Source organism: Paenibacillus jilunlii (assembly GCF_900102965.1).
GTDB classification, from domain to species: Bacteria; Bacillota; Bacilli; order Paenibacillales; family Paenibacillaceae; genus Paenibacillus_AQ; species Paenibacillus_AQ jilunlii.
On the sequence record NZ_FNGM01000009.1, the window covers coordinates 230,548 to 249,439 of the forward strand.

Annotated in this window: 11 protein-coding genes; 4 read left to right on the forward strand and 7 right to left on the reverse strand. The window is 45.7% G+C overall.

The genetic code is table 11. The features are described from left to right. Positions 1-358 precede the first annotated feature (358 nt). The gene (locus BLQ82_RS16995; protein ID WP_062521803.1) at positions 359-745 is read right to left on the reverse strand and encodes a MerR family transcriptional regulator; all 387 of its coding nucleotides are present in this window, start codon (positions 743-745) and stop codon (positions 359-361) included. Between the two features lie 162 nt (positions 746-907). Between BLQ82_RS16995 and BLQ82_RS17000 the strand changes: the two genes are divergently transcribed. The 3 genes from BLQ82_RS17000 to tsaA all read left to right on the forward strand — a co-directional run bounded on the left by BLQ82_RS17000 (position 908) and on the right by tsaA (position 3,347). Beyond that, positions 908-1,828, forward strand: a complete 921-nt coding sequence (locus tag BLQ82_RS17000; protein ID WP_062521806.1) for an aldo/keto reductase — start codon at positions 908-910, stop codon at positions 1,826-1,828. Positions 1,829-1,955: 127 nt separating this feature from the next. Further along, positions 1,956-2,771, forward strand: coding sequence for a MerR family transcriptional regulator (locus BLQ82_RS17005; protein ID WP_062521847.1), 816 nt, complete (start codon positions 1,956-1,958; stop codon positions 2,769-2,771). Positions 2,772-2,870: 99 nt separating this feature from the next. Then, complete coding sequence (gene tsaA / locus BLQ82_RS17010) at positions 2,871-3,347, forward strand: tRNA (N6-threonylcarbamoyladenosine(37)-N6)-methyltransferase TrmO (protein ID WP_062521808.1); 477 nt, start codon at positions 2,871-2,873, stop codon at positions 3,345-3,347. 176 nt (positions 3,348-3,523) lie between these two features. Here the strand turns inward: tsaA and BLQ82_RS17015 are convergent, their stop codons facing one another. From BLQ82_RS17015 to BLQ82_RS17045, 6 genes are all read right to left on the reverse strand, one after another. Continuing rightward, positions 3,524-7,054 carry an alpha-amylase family glycosyl hydrolase gene (locus BLQ82_RS17015; protein ID WP_062521810.1) on the reverse strand — a complete coding sequence of 1,177 codons (3,531 nt, stop codon included), beginning with the start codon at positions 7,052-7,054 and terminating at the stop codon, positions 3,524-3,526. Between the two features lie 541 nt (positions 7,055-7,595). Further along, a complete protein-coding gene (locus BLQ82_RS17025; RefSeq protein WP_062521812.1) occupies positions 7,596-8,759 on the reverse strand; it encodes an ABC transporter permease in 1,164 nt (387 codons plus the stop codon). Next, a complete protein-coding gene (locus tag BLQ82_RS17030) occupies positions 8,707-9,984 on the reverse strand; it encodes an ABC transporter permease (RefSeq protein WP_062521814.1) in 1,278 nt (425 codons plus the stop codon). The genes BLQ82_RS17025 and BLQ82_RS17030 overlap by 53 nt, the downstream gene beginning before the upstream one ends. A 15-nt stretch (positions 9,985-9,999) precedes the next feature. Beyond that, a complete protein-coding gene (locus BLQ82_RS17035; protein WP_062521816.1) occupies positions 10,000-10,932 on the reverse strand; it encodes an ABC transporter ATP-binding protein in 933 nt (310 codons plus the stop codon). A gap of 257 nt (positions 10,933-11,189) precedes the next feature. Then, on the reverse strand, positions 11,190-11,834 hold the full coding sequence (locus BLQ82_RS17040; RefSeq protein WP_208810797.1) for a response regulator: 645 nt from the start codon (positions 11,832-11,834) through the stop codon (positions 11,190-11,192). Further along, positions 11,831-13,015 carry a sensor histidine kinase gene (locus tag BLQ82_RS17045; protein WP_062521820.1) on the reverse strand — a complete coding sequence of 395 codons (1,185 nt, stop codon included), beginning with the start codon at positions 13,013-13,015 and terminating at the stop codon, positions 11,831-11,833. Before BLQ82_RS17045 ends, BLQ82_RS17040 begins: the two co-directional genes overlap by 4 nt. 270 nt (positions 13,016-13,285) lie before the next feature. Here BLQ82_RS17045 and BLQ82_RS31085 point away from each other — a divergent pair, with 270 nt between their 5' ends. After that, positions 13,286-18,700, forward strand: a complete 5,415-nt coding sequence (locus BLQ82_RS31085; protein ID WP_082722585.1) for a CBM35 domain-containing protein — start codon at positions 13,286-13,288, stop codon at positions 18,698-18,700. Positions 18,701-18,892: the final 192 nt, after the last annotated feature.

The following is an 18,892-nucleotide window of genomic DNA, read 5'->3' on the forward strand; positions in this document are numbered from 1 at the left end:
CCCCGCCCCCTTAATAGGAAGCTCTATGGCGAGCACTGTTCCGGTCTTGCGTTTACGGTGTCTCAAAGCCTTCACCCTCCTGTTACTTTATATCATTCATTGCGGCGGCATACGCCTTCCTGCCACCGCTTGGACGCCTGAAGCTGTACCCGGAAGCTCCGTCCAATGTATGTTCTGAGTATAGAAGACACCTCTGCAGGGTGAACAGTGCAGCTTGGGGGTATTCCTGCATTATGTGGAGTATCGGCTGGTGCACTTTTCTGACTTTTGTGGAGAAAATAAAGAATGAACCGCAAAAAGCCCCGCAAGCGCTCCTTTTCAGGATAGCTCCGGGGCCTTTTCCCACCTATTTAAACCATCACTTCCTTGCCGCCTGCTCTTGGGCCGCCCTCTCCAACGACGCAAAATACGCAATCTTATGCTCAATCTTTTGCGCAAAGCTCTGAAAAAACTTAATCTTCTCATCAATTTGCAGCTTATGGGCCTGAAGCAGCTTCCGCTGGTCCGGCAGCGCTTCCACCCCTTCCCGGGATAATGCAATGAACTGCTTAATCTCAGCAATCGGCATTCCCGTATCCTTCAGGCAGCAGATCAGTGAGATCAGCTCCAAATCCTCATCATGAAAACAACGGTTACCATGTTCATCCCGTGCTACAACAGGCAGAACTCCCTCCCTTTCATAATAACGCAGTGTATATTGGCTAAGTCCGCTCTTTTGTGCTATGGTTTTGATGCTGTAACCCATGTGTCAGCTCCATTCCGCCGCGTAAGCTCCGGCTAATTGATCTACCTTTAAATTAACACCAATACGATCCTATTAAAAGCCCGCCTGGAAATCTATTGACTTACACCTAACTCTAAGGTCTAAAATTTACAGCGTACCTTACATTTAAGGAGTGAATAATTAATGGTAAAAACAATTAACGTGGGTAACGGCACATTAGAGGTTGCCGAGATTTCATTAGGCTGTATGCGGATTGCCGATTTGTCGGCCAAAGAAGCTGACGTTCATATTCACAGTGCTCTGGAAGCAGGCATTGATTTTTTTGACCATGCGGATATCTATGCCGCCGGCAAGGCCGAAGAAGTGTTTGGCGAGGTTGTCGCCAGCAGTCCAGGTATGCGCGATAAGTTGATGATTCAGACGAAATGCGGCATCCGCCAAGGCTTTTTTGACTTCTCCAAAGAGCATATCGTCTCCTCCGTAGAGAACAGCCTGAAACGCCTGAAGACCGGCTACGTGGATGTGCTTCTGCTGCACCGTCCAGACACCTTAATGGAGCCGGAGGAAGTCGCCGAAGCCTTCGATTACCTGGAACAAAAAGGCATGGTCAAGCACTTCGGTGTCAGCAACCAGAACCCGCTGCAAATTGAGCTGCTCAAAAAAAATGTCAAACAAAAGCTGCTCTTCAATCAGCTGCAGCTGAGCATTATGTTTTCGGGCATGATTGACTCCGGCTTCAATGTGAATATGACGAACTCCGCTTCCGTTGTGCATGACGGCGGCATTCTGGAGTACAGCCGTCTGCATGACATGACCATTCAGCCTTGGTCCCCGTTCCAATACGGCTTCTTTGAAGGCGTATTCCTGGGAAATGACAAGTTCCCGGAAGTGAACCAAGTCATTAACCGGTTGGCTGACGAAAAAGGTGTTGCCGACACGGCCATCGCTATCGCCTGGCTCCTAAGACACCCGGCCAAGATGCAGCCGATTGTAGGCACTACCAACACCAAGCGCCTGCTCGACATTGCCAAAGCTTCGGATATCACGCTCTCCCGGGAAGAGTGGTATGAGATCTACCGGGCAGCGGGCAATAAGCTTCCTTAACGGGCTCACACTCATACTGATAACGATCAGACGTTTATCACACACTGCCTTTTCCTCTTGGGAAAGGCATGTTTTGATAAGCCTACTGCCTTTTACAATGCGATTATAGATGATAGTTGGTGAGAAGATGTTCAAAATAGGAGAATTTTCTAAATTAACACAAATTTCAATTCGAATGCTCCGATACTATGATGAAACAGGACTTTTGAAACCAGCAGAAATCGACAAGTGGACAGGATACCGTATGTATTCGGTCGAGCAAATCCCTATTCTTAATAAAATTGTTTATCTCCGGGATAGTGGATTTAATGTTTCGGAAATTGCGGTAGCCCTTGACAAAATGGATGATAAATCGCTTATAGAGCAGCTTGACTCAAAATATGCGGAAATAGAAGAGATAATTCAAATTAACATCGGGAAGTTAAGGAAAATTGAACTCGCTAAAAAGGAACTTTTGGGGCAGAAAAATGAAATTCACTATAACATCTCCATTAAATCCATTCCGGGTTATCAAGTCCTATCCCTGCGCAGAATCATTCGGGACTATTACGCCGAGGGTGAACTATGGCAAGAGTTATCTGCTTTTGCCGCAGAAAATCAGATACATATTTCCAGCAATACTTTTTCTATTTATCATGATATAGAGTACAAAGAAACTCATGTTGATGTTGAGCTATGCCTTCCAGTAAACAAGCACGGGAAAAGTGCAAATGGTTTTACCTATCGAAATACCAAGCCTATACCCACGATGGCTTGCACTATGGTATATGGCGATTTTTCTAATATAGCAGGAGCATATATAGCTTTTGCTGAATGGCTGCAAAAGAATAGCCAATATAAGATGTCGGGGCAAACGCGGCAAATCGTACACCGTGGCCCGTGGAATGAGAATAATCCAGAACAATACTTGATCGAACTTCAAATACCGTTGGAGATTATATAGGAACGTCTTGCATTTTGCAGGACGTTTTTCTTGTCCTCTTGACTCTCACATGGTGTGAGGGCTTACGCTGTACCTACATCGAATTGAGGAGGATATGATATGAGTAATTTAGAAGTACATTCCATTGGTACGGTTCACAACAACCAGAGCGGTACATACATTACGTTGGAAAAAAACTTCATTCCAGCTTTACAAGCATTAGAGGGTTTTAGCCATATCAATGTACTTTGGTGGTTCAGCGATTATGACGACGAGCATTCACGCTCCGTACTGCAAACCGAGTCACCCTATAAAGGCTCTCCCGAAGTCATGGGGATTTTTGCTACAAGGTCACCTATGCGTCCTAATCCGATAGCGCTGACCGCAGTGGAAATTATCCAAACTGACTTTGAAAAAGGTATAATTCAAGTGTCATTTATGGATGCATATGACAATACTCCCGTTCTTGACATCAAGCCCTACACGCCCAGCCTGGACAGGGTTGAAACCCCAGGTGTTCCGGCATGGTGCAGCAATTGGCCAAAAAGCACCGAAGATTCTGGTTCCTTTAATTGGGCAGAAGTTTTTAATTTTTAAGCCAAAGAGCACGCTCCGGCACAGATAGCCGAAATCTTAGCAGATCGAATTATTCAGGCGGTATAGCATATTGTAATGCTATACCGCCATCCCACATCTTACAAAAGATTCCTATGGCAGCCCAGTTAACTCACGGTTTTACGGGTTTTCATTTTCCTACATCCTGTACGTTTGTTTTACTTGAGATAAGTCCCAGTCTCTCCAATACCGCCTTTGCCGTTCAGGACATAAACCCTTGCATTCCCTTTGCCGGAGCATGTCAGGGTAATCGTACCGTTGGTAACGGTTTTGGCATCGCCAGTCACCGCATCCACATAGGTTCCGTTCGGAATCCCGGTAAAGGTAGCATTTCCCGAAATCGTAACCAAGGCAAAACTGTCAATGCCTTTGGCGCTGTCGGTGTATCTTCTCTTAAATGCCAGGTTCCCTGATACATTCTCTGTAGAATACTGTCCTTTCTGTAAGGCTGGAACCGCTCTTCTGATCAAATTCAGCTGTCTGATATGTTTCGCCAATGGATAATTGAGCGATTCTGCAAGTGTGCCGGTTGCATTCGTATATCTGCCGAAATCCTGGACCGTAACACTGCCTTCGATGTGATCGCCAAAGTAAGCACGGCCTGTTGCGCTGAGCGGTGCGTTTGGACCTACATCGAGGGGTACCCCCTTCTTGAATTCGATTTCTGAGCCATAGAAGATGGCGGGAATTCCCCGGAAGGTGAACATCAGCGCAAGATTCTCAGCCCAGGTGTCCTGTGTACCCGCAAAACGTTGATTCTCCGGAGCCTGGTCTGGTGCATAGTCGTGAGAGTCGACATAGGTTACATTCCAGGTTGCATCATTATAGAATTGGTCACCGCTTCTCATACTGAAGGCTTCCTGTGCTGTCTTGAAAGCCCAGTGCATCGGGAAATCAATCACATCCATACCCGATTTCATCGAATAGTCAGGCGCATGATAGGTATTGCCGTTTAGGAAAGCATTGTTTGAAGTAGGCTGGCCTGCTGTAGTAGAGTTGTCTGCCCACTCCTGTTCAACCGATGCCTTGTTGGAAGCGTAATCATTTGTGTTATCGCCCGGATACGGTTTCGAAGCTTTCCAGGTATAAAATGGCGTCGATATTGCCGGAATCCCGCTGTTCCATACATCTCTGTACCGGGTGGCCACTTCACCAAAGATGAAGAAGTCCGAGCCTCCTCGTGCCTTCCAGGCAGGAATAAAGTATTTATTGTAAATATACCGGCTCACATGCTTCACTGTATCAAGACGGAAAGCGTCAACACCCATATCAATATATTGGTTATAGGAGTCTATCAGATATTGGTCAACTACAGGATTCTCTGTGTTGAGGTCAACGCAGTCTCCGGCAATCTGTCCTGTCTGTACGGTGTAAGATTCCCAGGAAAGGCTTTTCTCCGTATGGTAGATGTTATTGTTCGTCTCCGCTGTCTTCATTAAGGCAATTCTTGCCTGATATTGCTGATCGGGTGTCATGGAATCATAGTTGGACGGCAGCTTATCCGTTATTTTGAGCATGTTGCTGACGGTATCCGGCTTGGTCTCATCTTTCTTGAACATGGGCAACAAATTCTCTTCACCGAAATTACCGGTATGATTGACAACGACATCCTGAATAATTTTCAGCCCTTTGGCATGCGCTGCATTGATTAAATCTTGATAGGAAGCACCCGCAGATTCATACCTTGGGTCTACTTTGGCAAAATTGATCGCGTGGTACCCATGATAATCATAACCGCTCGCATTCTGCACAATAGGAGTAATCCAGATGGCACTGAACCCGAGGGCTTTGATGTAATCCAGCTTTTGAATCAGTCCCTTGAAATCCCCTCTCCAAGCCGGGTCGGAGTCCGGATTATTCGCCTTGGCATCATCCCATGCGTGTACGTTGTTACTTGGATCGCCATCATAGAACCGCGAAGTGATCACGAAATAAATGCTGTCTTCCCGGAAATCCCCCGACTTTCCAATGTTGTAGACAAAGCTTTGTGTGGTTTGATTTCCGGCGCCGTCTATTACAAGAAACTTCAAAGTGGTGGTTTTGGAGATAAGTATGGAAGGTCCCGTCAAGCCGGCCAGTGCGTTGCCTGAAATATAGGCTTTAGAACTTGCAGATGGTTCGGTACCATCATCGGTATAATATGCCTTTGTGGTTGCTGCCTTGTTATCTTTTATGTTAAAGGATACGGTAACCGCAGTATCGGAATGCCCCACAGGCAAATTCGCAGTGATGGTTGGAGCTTGTAAATCGGCATTTAAGTCAATCACATAAGCGAAAGAAGCTACATTTCCTGCTTGACCCAATGAATTCACACCAAAAGCCTTGATGGTCATAGAGGAAGCCACCTGAATTGGCGAGGTATACAAGGCCGATGCTGTCGTAGGTGTTGAACCGTTGGTTGTATAGTAAATTTTATCGCCGCTATGGGTACTGGAAAGCTTCACCGTCTGGGCAGAATCGTATGTTTTCGGCGCAGGAGAGACTGAAATCACTGGAATTTTGGGGAGCTCCGGGTTGACTTCATACCACACGTTATCCGTGTAAAACCAGGACTCCTTCACACTGCGGGACAAATCGCCCGTCTGTTTACCGCTGCCGTCATTAAAAATCAGACTGGCACTGGTTGCTCCGGCAATCGTATAGCTGTACCAGTCATTTCCGTCGGAATTCATCAGAATTCCCGGCCATGCCCCGCTTGTCGGAATGGTTGCAGGACTTAGATTCCAGTAATGGATTCGCAATGAATTCCAGCTTGAAGGTTTCTTCACGTGAACCGTTAACCCGGCTGCGGTTGCTGTGGGTGTCGGTGTTACGGTTGCTGTCGGTGTTACAGTAGCTGTCGGTGTTGCAGTTGCAGTTGCTGTAGGTGTTGCGGTAGCTGTCGGTGTTACTGTGGGTGTGGGTGTTGCCGTTGCTGTAGGTGTTACAGTTGGGGTGGGTGTTGCCGTTGCTGTAGGTGTTGGAGTAATTCCAGCGGAAAGTGTCATGTAATCAATATTAATACTTCCGCTGTCAGTGGAATCATATTTGTATGCAATCGTATTATTCCCTGCCAGTAAGGAGAGTGTTTCAGTTTGGTCACCCCAGGTGTTCCAGTTTGTCAGGCTTGCCAAGGTTGTCTGTTTAACTTTGCTTCCGTTGACGTATATGGAAACTGTCTTCGCACTTCCGCTTGCATTAGCGTAATGGAGAGCGGCATTATAAGTGCCTGCTGCTGAAGCCTGAACGGTAAAAGTTGCAGTTGCTCCAGGAACGTTGTATCCGTCCACAAACCCGGTCCCGGAATATCCGGTATGATCGGTATTTACCTTAGCCCCTCCAGACAAAACCGCGCTTTCAGCTTCATGCTTCCCCTCAACCGGTATAACTACCGTCCAGTTCTTCCCGCCATTACTATCCCAATAATCCGTAGGCGCCGTAATGTGATAGCAATAAATTAGTGTAGCACCTTCTGGCACACTAATGTTTGCAGTAAATGTAGTCCCGCTCTTAGTCATAACCGTGTCCGTAGAATCTGTCCAGTTATTCGCAGTCCAATGCACCGTCACGGCAGCTGCCGTAGAATTCGTATAGGTTACTGTATAATCGGTATTGCTTGCAGATGCCCCGCCGGATAGACCAAACAAGCTAAAACAAAGGGCAAAAATGACTAACCATGAAATATAGGACCTGGTTTTTTTTCTCAACACGGATAAACCTCCTATGAATTTAATAGATGCGCAAACGTTTGCATTAAAGTGAAAAAAAATATGCCGCTACATTTTTTCATCAACCGCCCCCTGTTGGACATATAGAAAAGCACTCATGTACGCGCTTACAAATCAGATTGATAAACAAGCCACGAAGAAATTCAAATTCCGCATACAGTGGACTTTTTCCTTTTCTGATTATAATCCCCATCTTTTTCCTGGTCAATGATAATTTGAACGTTTGTGAAAGCGTATGCATCAAATCTTCAGGCAAAACCCAACCTGCACGCGCCGATCGGGTAAGCTATGAATTTCCGCTTGGAGAATCAGACATGAAAAGCTCTTGAAATCCCATTAATAATAAGGAAGACCCCGATGACTCTTAATATGACTCTGGAGGTTCTATCATCTTTTCTGAAAATAGCCTGACCAAGGGTGCCAATAAATACGTTAATGAGAATCCCCACAATAAGCTCTACGATCCCGATTAACTCCACTATACCCAACTTAACCACTTCCCGATTCAAATTTTGAATACCCTTTAGCCCCTCAATGCCTTAAGTTCTCTGTTCATAAATAAGAGGCCGGCTGCGAGGCCTACAACCCCAATCCCTGCGAATACAACCAGCGGAACCCATTCTGAAGTCATGGGCTGATGGTCAAAAATAACAGCTGATAACGATTGGATTGCCCACGATTCTGGCGTGAACTTGGATAGGATCCGCATGAACCCTGGAGCCATTTCCATGGAGAAAAAGGAACCTCCGAGCATTCCGGTTACCGCTATGATTATTGAAGCGGAAGACGTAAACTGCTTCTGATTCCGCATAAATGGTATAACCATCATAGTAATGCTGGTTAGGGCAAATAAATAAGCAGCGAATAGAATGCCGACCGCAAGCGCATTGTCTGCGATACTAATCTTAAGTAAGTACTTACCGGCTACCAAAATGACTAGGACATGAACAGTTCCAAACAGATAGGTCGCCGTCATCTTTGCAAGCAGATATTTCTTGTAATCAACAGGCGTGCTTAACAGCCTGCTTAAGGTATTGTTTTCTCTTTCATCAATTAAGGTCCGTAAACCCTGAATGACGACGAACCAAATGAACATGACCAGAAAACCGATTAACCTCGCTGTGGCATTGTCATGGGTCTTCTCTCCATTACTTAAAGTCTGATCATCTATCGTTAGATTCGAGGCCTCATGGATGCCCTTAAATACGCTGGCTGCAATGCCTGAGCCATCTGCATTCAGTTCCGTAGAGATCACTTGTGAGTCATGAATAACTTTTTGGAGTGTGCTTACTTCACTGGTAATAATCTCTTCCAGAATTGTCCCGTCGCCGTTTTCATAATTTTGCACAAAATAAATAGATAAATCTTCACCGGATGACAGTTGGCTGCCAAACCCCTGCTTCACTACTAAACCAAAGGGAATATCCTGGTCATCAACCTTTTTTTTGATCGTAGCTTCATCGGAATGGACAATCTTTACCTGCTTATGTCCCTGGATCATATCCATAAGTTGATTCGAATACACACTATGGTCGGCATCAGCTACATATAAGCTTTCCTGACTGCTCCCCTGGGAAAAGGAAAACAAGAAGGTCAGGATTAAGGGAACTGCAATTGTTGCAAATACCGCAGTCCTATTTCGAAACATCAGCTTCAGCTGGTTTTTTACCATGACTATAAATTGCACTTTTATTCCACCTTTTTCCGCTGTATACCATAATGTTAAAGATAATAAATATCAGTCCTATACCTATAAGCTCCAACAAATCAATATACATGCCATCCAGACCTACCCCTTGGCATACCTTTAAATATGAATTTATTGCTTTACCATTAGGGATAATCTCCTGAATGACGCGCAGGCTATCCGGCAATCCGCTTTTAGTGATAAAGCTCCCGCCCAAAAAGCTGAAAATGTACAGCACAGGAGAAGCTAAGCTGGAAACAGTCACATGATCTTTCGCGATAAATCCCCATAGCAGAATAATGCTGCCGATGGCAAAAGCATAAACAATGGTAATAACAAGAAGCTCTAAAGGGTTTCCCCATTTCATCTGAAATACAACCCGGCTAATAATGATCACAACGGTCATTTGGATAACAACAGATAAAATAATCCCGAACAGTTTGCCAAGCACATACTGTATATTCAAGGTAGGTGTGGATTTGATTCGAAACAGGGTGTGGTTCTGCTTCTCGTCCACTATGCTGTGAACCAGCACAAATGCCGTCATTATGGAGAACATAACTACCATTGCGATCGAATAATACTGCATAGCATCTATGGGCACGGCTGCTTTATTGGTTGGCACCTCCGGTATTTTAAGACTGAGCTGCTTATTTCCTGAAATTAGGCTCATAACCTTTTCTATTTTGTCTTTAGGCACACTGTCTTTACTGCTTATGGTCTGGAGAATGGTCCTTTGTTCAACATTCATTGTCTTGACGCTTGCATTGAACCGGTCCAGAATAGTCGCAACTACGTCTTTATCCAAAGGCTTATCGTTGTCGCCCATCAGGACGATATTTGTTTTTTCATTATTCATGGCGGTCTTGGTGAAGGTTTCCGGTACGTATACAAATACTGCAGCCTTACCGTCTTGGAGTAATTGCTTGCCTTGCTTATAGCTGGTGGTTTCTTTCAAATTTATGATCTTTTTCAGGTCCTCTTGCTTGAATACGTTATCCCTTAAGACGTTTCCCAAGGATACGAAATGTGCTCCCTCCGAAGAGCCCTTATCAGCATTATAAAAAGCTACATTAAAGCTTTTGATTTGGGAACTAGAATCACTAAATACCGTACCTAAAATGAGTATTAGAATGGATGGAAACAGAATCAGCTTCAAATAAAATGTTTTATTTTTAGTCAGCAGCCGCAGATCCAATAGAAATAAACGTAATAGCTTTTTCACAATACCACCCCCTCACTACCCCCTTAAGGCCTTACCTGTTATCTGCAGAAAAATACTTTCCAGGTTAACTTCCTCATATTTAAAACTGGTAAGTTTAATTCCTAATTTTTTGATCTCATCCACAATCTCAATCACATTCTTGTCATTCGTGGAAACCAGCATGCTGATTTGATTGCCCTCTATATTAACCTTGGATATACCGGGAATCCGGTTTAACTGTTTAAGTGCGCCTTCACTCGCCTCGCTAAAATTCACTGTCAACGTGTCACACGCCGCCAGGCTTTGCTTTAATTCTTCTTTTGTTCCCAGCGCGATTAAGGAACCGTGGTCAATGATGGCAACGTTCTTGCATAAGTACTCCACTTCCTCCATGTAGTGACTTGTATAAATCACCGTCATTCCTCTGTCTTGATTGAGTTTTTTCACAGTCTCCAGGATATGATTCCGGGATTGAGGATCAATGCCTACTGTGGGTTCATCCAGGATCAGCAGCTTGGGATCATTCATAAGCGCAACTCCTATATTGACCCGGCGTTTCATCCCTCCGGAAAACTCAGCCACATCCTGGTTTTTCTTATCCTGTAATTCGATGATCTCCAATACTTCATTGGTTCTGTTTTTTAGCTTTTTCCCGGAAAGTCCATACAAGCTGCCGAAAAACTCCAGATTCTCCTTGGCGCTTAAAGCTTGGTACAGCGCTAAATCCTGCGGCACAATGCCCATAATTTTTTTAATCTCTATTGGTTTTTCCCTAAGGGACTTGTTATCGATGGTTATACTTCCGCTGGTTGGCGTAAGCACTGTACTTATCATGGATACGGTCGTCGACTTTCCGGCTCCGTTAGGACCTAACAAACCAAAAATCTCACCGCGTTTCACATTTAGCGAAATATTATTAACTACAGTGGTATCATTATATTTTTTAGTCAAATTTGTTAATTCAAGCATCTGTAAAGCACCTCTCGTTCATTTCTTGTTCTGTTCTCATTCTACCCCCTTCTCCAAGTTGAAAATATTTACTATAGTACTCAATCTGAGTATTACTTTAGTTACCAGTTAGGTTATTACTTTAGTCATATGGGGAAGGGCAAATAAAAAATACCGTCCCTGCAATAGTCAGTCTGTAGATCAGACAGATTACTGTAAGAACGGCATACCGGAAGCGAGCTGGCAGCAGTTAAATGTACACTATCAACGCACCAGGTTTATAGCGATTTTTGCAGACATAGTGTTAATTCAGTTCTATTCTTCAGCTCAAGCTTCTCCAGCATTCGTGAGACATAATTTTTGACAGTACCCTCAGTAATAAATAAGTCACTGCTGATCTCTTTATTGCTCTTGCCTTCCATAATGCATTTAGCGACCTCAAGCTCACGTGGCGTAAGCAACTGCAGAATCTGCTCATTCCGCAGGTTCTCTGTTCCTGTATTTTTTACAGAATTCAGCGCATTTACTACTTCCCGTGTAATCTTCGGATTCAACAGGATGTTCCCCTCACAAGCGGTCTTAATTGAAGCAATGATTTCCTGAGAGCCCGAATCTTTTAGAATATACCCGTCCGCCCCATTTTTCAGACCTGTAAAAATATACTCACTGTCATTAAACGTGGTAAGAATGATCACCTTGATCCCGGGGTATTTAGCTTTCACCAATTTTGTCGCTTCAATCCCGTTCATTACCGGCATTTTAATATCCATTAGAATAACTTCAGGGGAAGTGTATGTGAGAAGCTCCAAGGCTTCTTCTCCGTTGGATGCTTCACCGATAACATTGATTTCCTCATGCAGGCTAAGAATCATCTTCAAGCCTTCCCGGACAATTTGCTGATCATCCACTATTATAATATTCACCATGAATGTGCCTCCTTGGTAACTTCAAAACCAACAGTAATTTTGGGAATACTGGCCTCAACAGTAAATCCTGAAGACTCACCCGAGTAAAAAACAACTTTTCCACCTAAGGCTGTGATCCTGTTCTCTATCCCTTGAATCCCTTTCGATTTAATGATCTCTTTGCAGTCTGCTCCATTATTATGAACGAGCAGGGAGATATGATCGGAATATTTATGAATGGCAATGGAAAAGTGTGTGGCCTTCCCATGCTTAATGCCATTGGTGATAGACTCCTGTACGGTTTTGTAAATACAATTTTTGATATCAGAATCCACATATTCAATATCTTGATCCATATTCAGTTCAAATTGAATTTTATTCGTTTCGAGAAAATTGTCGAAGATCTCGTGAAGGGACTGCAACAGTTCTTTAGAAGATCTCTCTTCAGCCAGAAGCACCACCGTTTGCCGGAGATTGACGATGCACTCCTTGGAAAGCTGCTGCGACTTGTGAATGGCCAGTTTTGCCTTATCTTTCTCCACATCCACGATTGTACTGGCATATTCAAGATTCATATTTAAGGCTATCAGATAGTGCCCCAGTGAATCATGAAGTTCTTGGGCAATCCTCGTTCTTTCCTGGGAGATGGTCAGCTCTTGAATCTTGTTCGAGTACTCCTGCAGTGTCGTATTGGCAATTTGCAGTTCCTGATTTAGCTCCTGGGTTCTTGCTTTTTCAATTAAAACATTCCTGAACAGGTATACAATGGAAATTATAATTAAATATGAAGATAAAATATCCCTGAGGGTAGTATGATCTGCTATCAACGAGGCTGTAAAAATAGAAAAATGCAGGCATAATATATACACAGGAATTTTGTGTGTGCTCACAATAATTTCGACAAGTAAAATAATAATGTAGATTTGTGTGCCTATACAGTAAACCTTAAACAATAAAAAACCAGCCAATATATTGCTTAGGATAAAAGATACGTACCACAGAGCCTTAGTCTGGACCTGAAACTTGACTCTGGTGAAATCATTCACTAGCAATAGTACAGCAATAAGGGAAAGAAACAGAATGGATTGTGTGTCCGCCGGATACTCTTGAAGGATAGTAGTAATTATCGAAAACAGAGAAAACCCCTTGAACATTTTTTGCACAACCATTCTATTGCCGGCCGTATACAGGTCTTTCATGATCGATACCCTCTTGTAAAGTTGGAATTTTAACCATAACTGGCTTTATCTATCCTACAACAAAAAGGTAAAAAAAACATAAGAAAGCTAAAAAAAAGGCAAGAACTCCGAATTTTTATTCACGACTCCTTCTCCTGCCAATATAATCCCACAAAATATCGCAATACATGATGCCGAAAAACAGTCCCGCTTTTATTCTATAATGAATGCGTAGCGCTACAAAATAAAATGCAAGCGGTTCCAAAAAAATAATTAGACAAGGAGATTACCATGAGGAAAAAAAGTTTATTTATCTTCCCCTTTGCGATATTGCTTTCATTATTGCTGACAGGCATCTCTAGTGCTGAGGTAACCTCTAATTATGTTAACCCGCTTATGGGGGGTGCCGATCCTACTATTGCCAGAGCTGCAGACGGCTATTACTATTCAGCTTTTTCTGGCGATAATAACATCACATTAAAAAGGCATGAAACCATTCTCGGAGTATCCACTGCAAAAAGCAAAATAGTCTGGAAGAAGCCGAGTAATTTTGGGTTTGTGTGGGGTCCATACGTATATAGACTGGATGGCAAATGGTATCTTTATTTCTCTTCAGGTCCAGAGGAGAGCTTCGGATATGGACATCCAAGCTCCTACGTCCTGGAGAACTCATCCCCCGATCCTTTTGAAGGCACCTGGGAGCTCAAGGGGGAATCCGCTAATGCGGACAAAGATGGGCAGGTTACGGTCAAGAAGGGACTTCTGAATACGCAGGGCTATGGTTTGGCCTGCGGCGTTATATCCATTAAAGGCGAAACATACTTCACCTATACAAAATACTACTATTACCCTGATCCTAAAGATCCTGCAAAGACGAAATTTGACGAGAGCCCTACGATTGTCAAAATGAAGAACCCGTGGACATTGGAAGGTACAGAAGCTACTGTGGCAAGGCCGCAATATGACTGGGAAAAGCATCACGACAATATCAATGAAGGTGCTGCTGTAGTTGAAAGAAACGGCAAGATCTATTTTGCCTATTCTGCAAGCAGCTTTATGAATGATAACTATTCTGTAGGTGTATCCGTAGCTGATGCAGCATCTGATGTGATGAAAGCCGAATCATGGAAGAAACATCCTGAGCCTGTAATGAAAAGATCGGATGAAAACAGCTCATATGGCCCGGGATCCCCATTGTTCCTTAAGTCTGAGGATAATTCAGAGGATTGGATCATGTACCATGGAATACCAACCCACGGACAAGGCGGCGGAAACAGAGGAATAAGAGCTCAGCGTATACATTGGGACGATAATGACTTCATCAATCTAGGAATCCCTTCCAATCCCGGCACGGTCCTGAACAGACCCTCAGGAGAGGAAAAAAGCGAAATTTATGAAGCCGAGGATGCCAAGCTGTCAGGAGTTTCCAAAGTCGTTGGGAAAAGTGCTTTTGCTTCGGGCGCCCTATATGAAAAATACAATAACAGCAGCGCCAATGACTATGTGGAGTTTACAGTAAACACGAATGCTGCAGGAACCTACTCACTGGATTTCAGATACAACAACAATACGGCAAATGCTATTAACATGAAATTAGGAGTCAACCAAGAGGCAGCCCGGGATATTTCATTTGCATCCAATGCCGGATTTGATGCAAACTTCGATATTCAATCAGCTTATAATATTAACCTTAATGCCGGAAGCAACAAGATCCGTCTTTCGGGCAAGAGCACTTTGGCCCTGGACGCCATGATTATCAAAAAAAGCACATTGTATGAAGCAGAAAATGCCGAGTTGTCGGGAAATGCAAAGGTAGATACTGACCATCCGGGTTACAGCGGAACCGGTTTTGCCGGAGGATTATGGATTTCAAATTCTGCGGTCACCTTCAAGGTAAATGCTGCCAATGCAGGCAGCTATTCGGTTAATCTGGGCTACAGCCTAGGGTTTAATGATGACAGGACCCTGAGTATGTATGTAAACGGGCAAAAAATGAAGCAGGTAGATTTCTTTAGCTTAAAGAGCTGGAACAGCTGGGCCGACCGCTATGACAATGTTTTCCTTAAACAAGGTGAAAATACCATCATGTATAAATATGATGGTGGCGACACCGGCAACGTCAATCTTGACTATATAACAGTTACTGAAGCAACTACCTGGCATTATGGAGCAGAAGATGCAACAATCACAGGCTTGAATGATGCTGCAGTCGTCTACGCAAAAGACGGCAATATGGGGACCGGTTATGTAACCGGGCTATCCAAAGCGAACTCATCCGTGGAGTTTGCTGTAAATGTTGAGAATGCGGCGTCTTATGATGTGAAGCTGAGATATGCCAAAGAAGCTGCAGGTAAAACCTTAGGTTTATATTTGAATGGCACTAAGATTAAAAACGTCACCCTCCCTCCTACTGGCGGACTTACTGTCTGGAAGGAACAGCTTGAGACGTTAAACCTGAAGGCGGGTAAAAACACGATCACTTATAAAAATGAAACAGACAACTCCGGCATTATAAATATGGACAGTATTCATCTTAATAAGCGGACTCCCTGGAGGTATCAGGCAGAAGATGCAACCAGAGCAGGCAGCCTGAAGATTGCCAGAGATCATTTATGGTATGAAGGCAACGGCTTTATAGGCGGCTTTGAGCAAACAGGCGATGCGCTCAAGTTAGAAGTAAATGTCCCCAATACGGCTGCCTATACATCAACATTGCGGTATTCCGGCGCACAGAGCTCGAATATAACAATGACGATGTATATTAACGGGCAGAGAATCAAACAAGTGTCCTTGCCTCCGACAGCGAACTGGGATACCTGGAATAACAGTACGGAGTCAGTGAACTTGAAAGCCGGAAAAAATGTAATTGAATTCATCCGTGAACAAGGAGATACCGGAAGATTCAATATCGACAGTCTTACCATTGATAAGACCAGCGGCGGATTTATGAGTTCAACTGCCAAGAAAATCATTCCCGAAAAGATGGTCAAAATTCAGCCAAAGCACAGCGGAAAAGCATTGGATGTGGACAGAGTTTCAAGTGATCCGCTGGCGGTAATTAACCAATGGTCCAACGGGGACGGCAATAATCAGCTGTGGAGATTCCTGGATCTCGGTACAGGATATTACCAGATCCAGTCGGTTCAAAGCGGACATGTCCTCGACATTCTTCCCGGTTCAGCCATACAGCAGCTCTGTCAGAATACAAGAGCTTCCGGATCCATACCGGATACTCAGCAGTGGAAGCTGGTAAAAGACGGTGATTACTATAAAATAGTTAACAAAAGTAATAATAAAGTAATCACTGTAGAAGGAGCTTCCAGGAATGACGGTGCAACAGTGAGGTTAGCTGATGACCAGGCGAAAGATAATCAACGCATGAAAATTGAAATCCGCAACCTCAGCAATAGTGAAATCAGCGCATTGACCGAGCTGGGAGGTCGCTATGATATCACTTTTAACGCCGATGGCGGAAGTCCGGCACAGACGGTTGTTCAGGCTGTGTACGGCGAACCGTTGGTTGCTCCGGCTGTAACGAAGGAAGGCTATGAGCTGGAGGGCTGGTACAACGATGCTGCGAAATGGGATTTTGCAGCCCAGACGGTGCCTGGTGCATTGACACTGACTGCGAAGTGGACTCTTAAGGCTCCGGAGGTGAAGATTGTCAGTGAAGGCTCGCTGCGTGCAGGGTCAGCCGGAATACTCCGCGCTGCCGGAACAGGGGCAGGAACACTGTCCTACACCTGGTATGTAGACAAGGGAGAAGGCTTCGGCGAACCAGTCGGATCGGGCGATATGCTGACGCTTCCGGATTTGTCGGAAGCGATGAGCGGCTACCGGTACAAGGCCGTCGTGACTGGAGAAGGCGGCTTAACCGGAGAGCAGGAATACATCCTGAGGGTCCTTCCAGCCGATGCGGAATGGATCGCACCTGCCTTCGCGCTGGATCTGCCGCCTGCGCTGGAAACTGTTGAGGGTGACCCTTTAACGCTTCTGGTTGATACGACAGGAGACATTGAGTCTATCGGGTGGGAAGTGAAGCGGACCGGCGGCAGTGATTGGCTGCCGATCCCAAGTGTTACCGGTGCGGTATACCGCTTCACCCCGGGAATAGAACAGGACGGGACGGAGTACCGCGTGGTGCTGACCGGCAAAGCGGAGGTGAACCCGGTCCGTATCACCGGAACGGAGCTTAGACTCAAGGTGTATCCGGCACATGAACTCCCGTCGGTCCAATCATTCAAGGCGACCGTGAATCCGGTAGTGGAGGGGGATCCCGTTACCTTTACCGTTGTGGCCAACTCGGTTTATGGGGATTTGAGCTATCGCTGGCTGAAGAATGGCCTTGCACTGGACAGTCCACATGGCAGCAGCCTGACTGTTGAAAAGGCCGGAGCTTCTGATGCCGGGGCATATAAGGTAGAGGTGACCAATACCCGTATTATTGGGAACCGTCCTTATGTGGATGCGGTCAATACAGAGACTATTGAGCTGACAGTCAACGGTCAACCGGTAACGCCAACGGATCCTCCGGTAACGCCGACGGATCCTCCGGTGACGCCGACAAGCCCCCCGTTATCAACGGTCAGGCCTACGGCAACACCACAGCCGACCGCAATGCCACTGCCTTCGGCTGCAGTCATTTCAACCGCCCAGCTGAGCAGTCCTGCGGTCAACGGGGTGGTTACAGTGCAGGTAGGGCAAGCCACTGCGATTGAGCTTCCGGTGAAGGCCGGCGAGCTGCTGGGAACAAATTCACTGCGTTTGCAGGGAGACGGAATAGAGCTTGTACTGGCGCCGGAGCTGCTGAAGCAGCTGGCCGGAGCCGTACCTGCTGCAGAGAGCAGCGGTGCAAAAATCCTGCTGAAGGCAAAGCTGAAGGCGCTGGAAGAAGTGAAGCTGAAGACAGAAGCCGGCGTAGCGCTGAAAGGTAAGCTGATAGATTATGATCTGAGTCTGTCCGGGGCAGATGGAACGGTCCATCGGCTTGAGAATTATCCGGTTCCAGCAGGTCTGAGCTGGCCGGCTGAAGGACTCAATCCGAAGCTGCTTGGTCTGTATCGTGTGAAAAGTGACGGTACACTCACATACCTGGGCGGAGCAGCTGAAGACGGCGGGTTGAAGGCGCTTCTTGACGGCAGCGGCATGTACGCGCTGCTGGAGTATTCCAAGCAATTCAGCGATGTTCCAGCCACGCACTGGGCATTTGAAGCCTTGCGTGAGCTGTCTGCAAAGCATCTGATCCAAGGCATATCCGAGCAGGCTTATCAGCCGGGGCGGAATATTACCAGGGCTGAATTCGTGCAGCTGGTGGCGAGCACGCTGCAGTTGAACGGCAGCGGCACCACTTCCTTTGCCGATGTTCCTGAAGGCGCCTGGTATCAGCAGGCACTCTCCGGCATGGTGCAGGCCGGTCTGATTACCGGCCGGACTCCGGAAGCCTTCCAGCCGGCTGCGGAGATCAGCCGTGAAGAGATGACTGTCATTCTGATGCGGGCGTACCGGCTCAAGCATGGTGCAATTCCGGCCGCTCCGGTCAGCCCTTCCCTTAAGGATGCTGTGAGCATCTCCGACTGGGCAGCGGAACAAGTAGCTGCAGCGGCTGCGCTCGGCTTCGTGAAAGGACGGACTGACGGTACCTTCGCTCCCAAAGCCCCCGCCACCCGTGCAGAGGCTGCGCAGATTCTGATGAATTATTTGAGATAAGCATTGCGTAGAAACGGATAATACCGGTTCTGCAAGGCATAAACAAGGCGCTCCCCCCCTGGATTAGTGTAAGGGGGGAGCGCTTTTTCCCCTTACCCCGCCTCTGATTTCCTATGCAGCAATTTCCAAATCAAATATACTTGCGCTCACCGTCAACACTGTTGGCAACTCCATAACTGTCGCACAGCATCG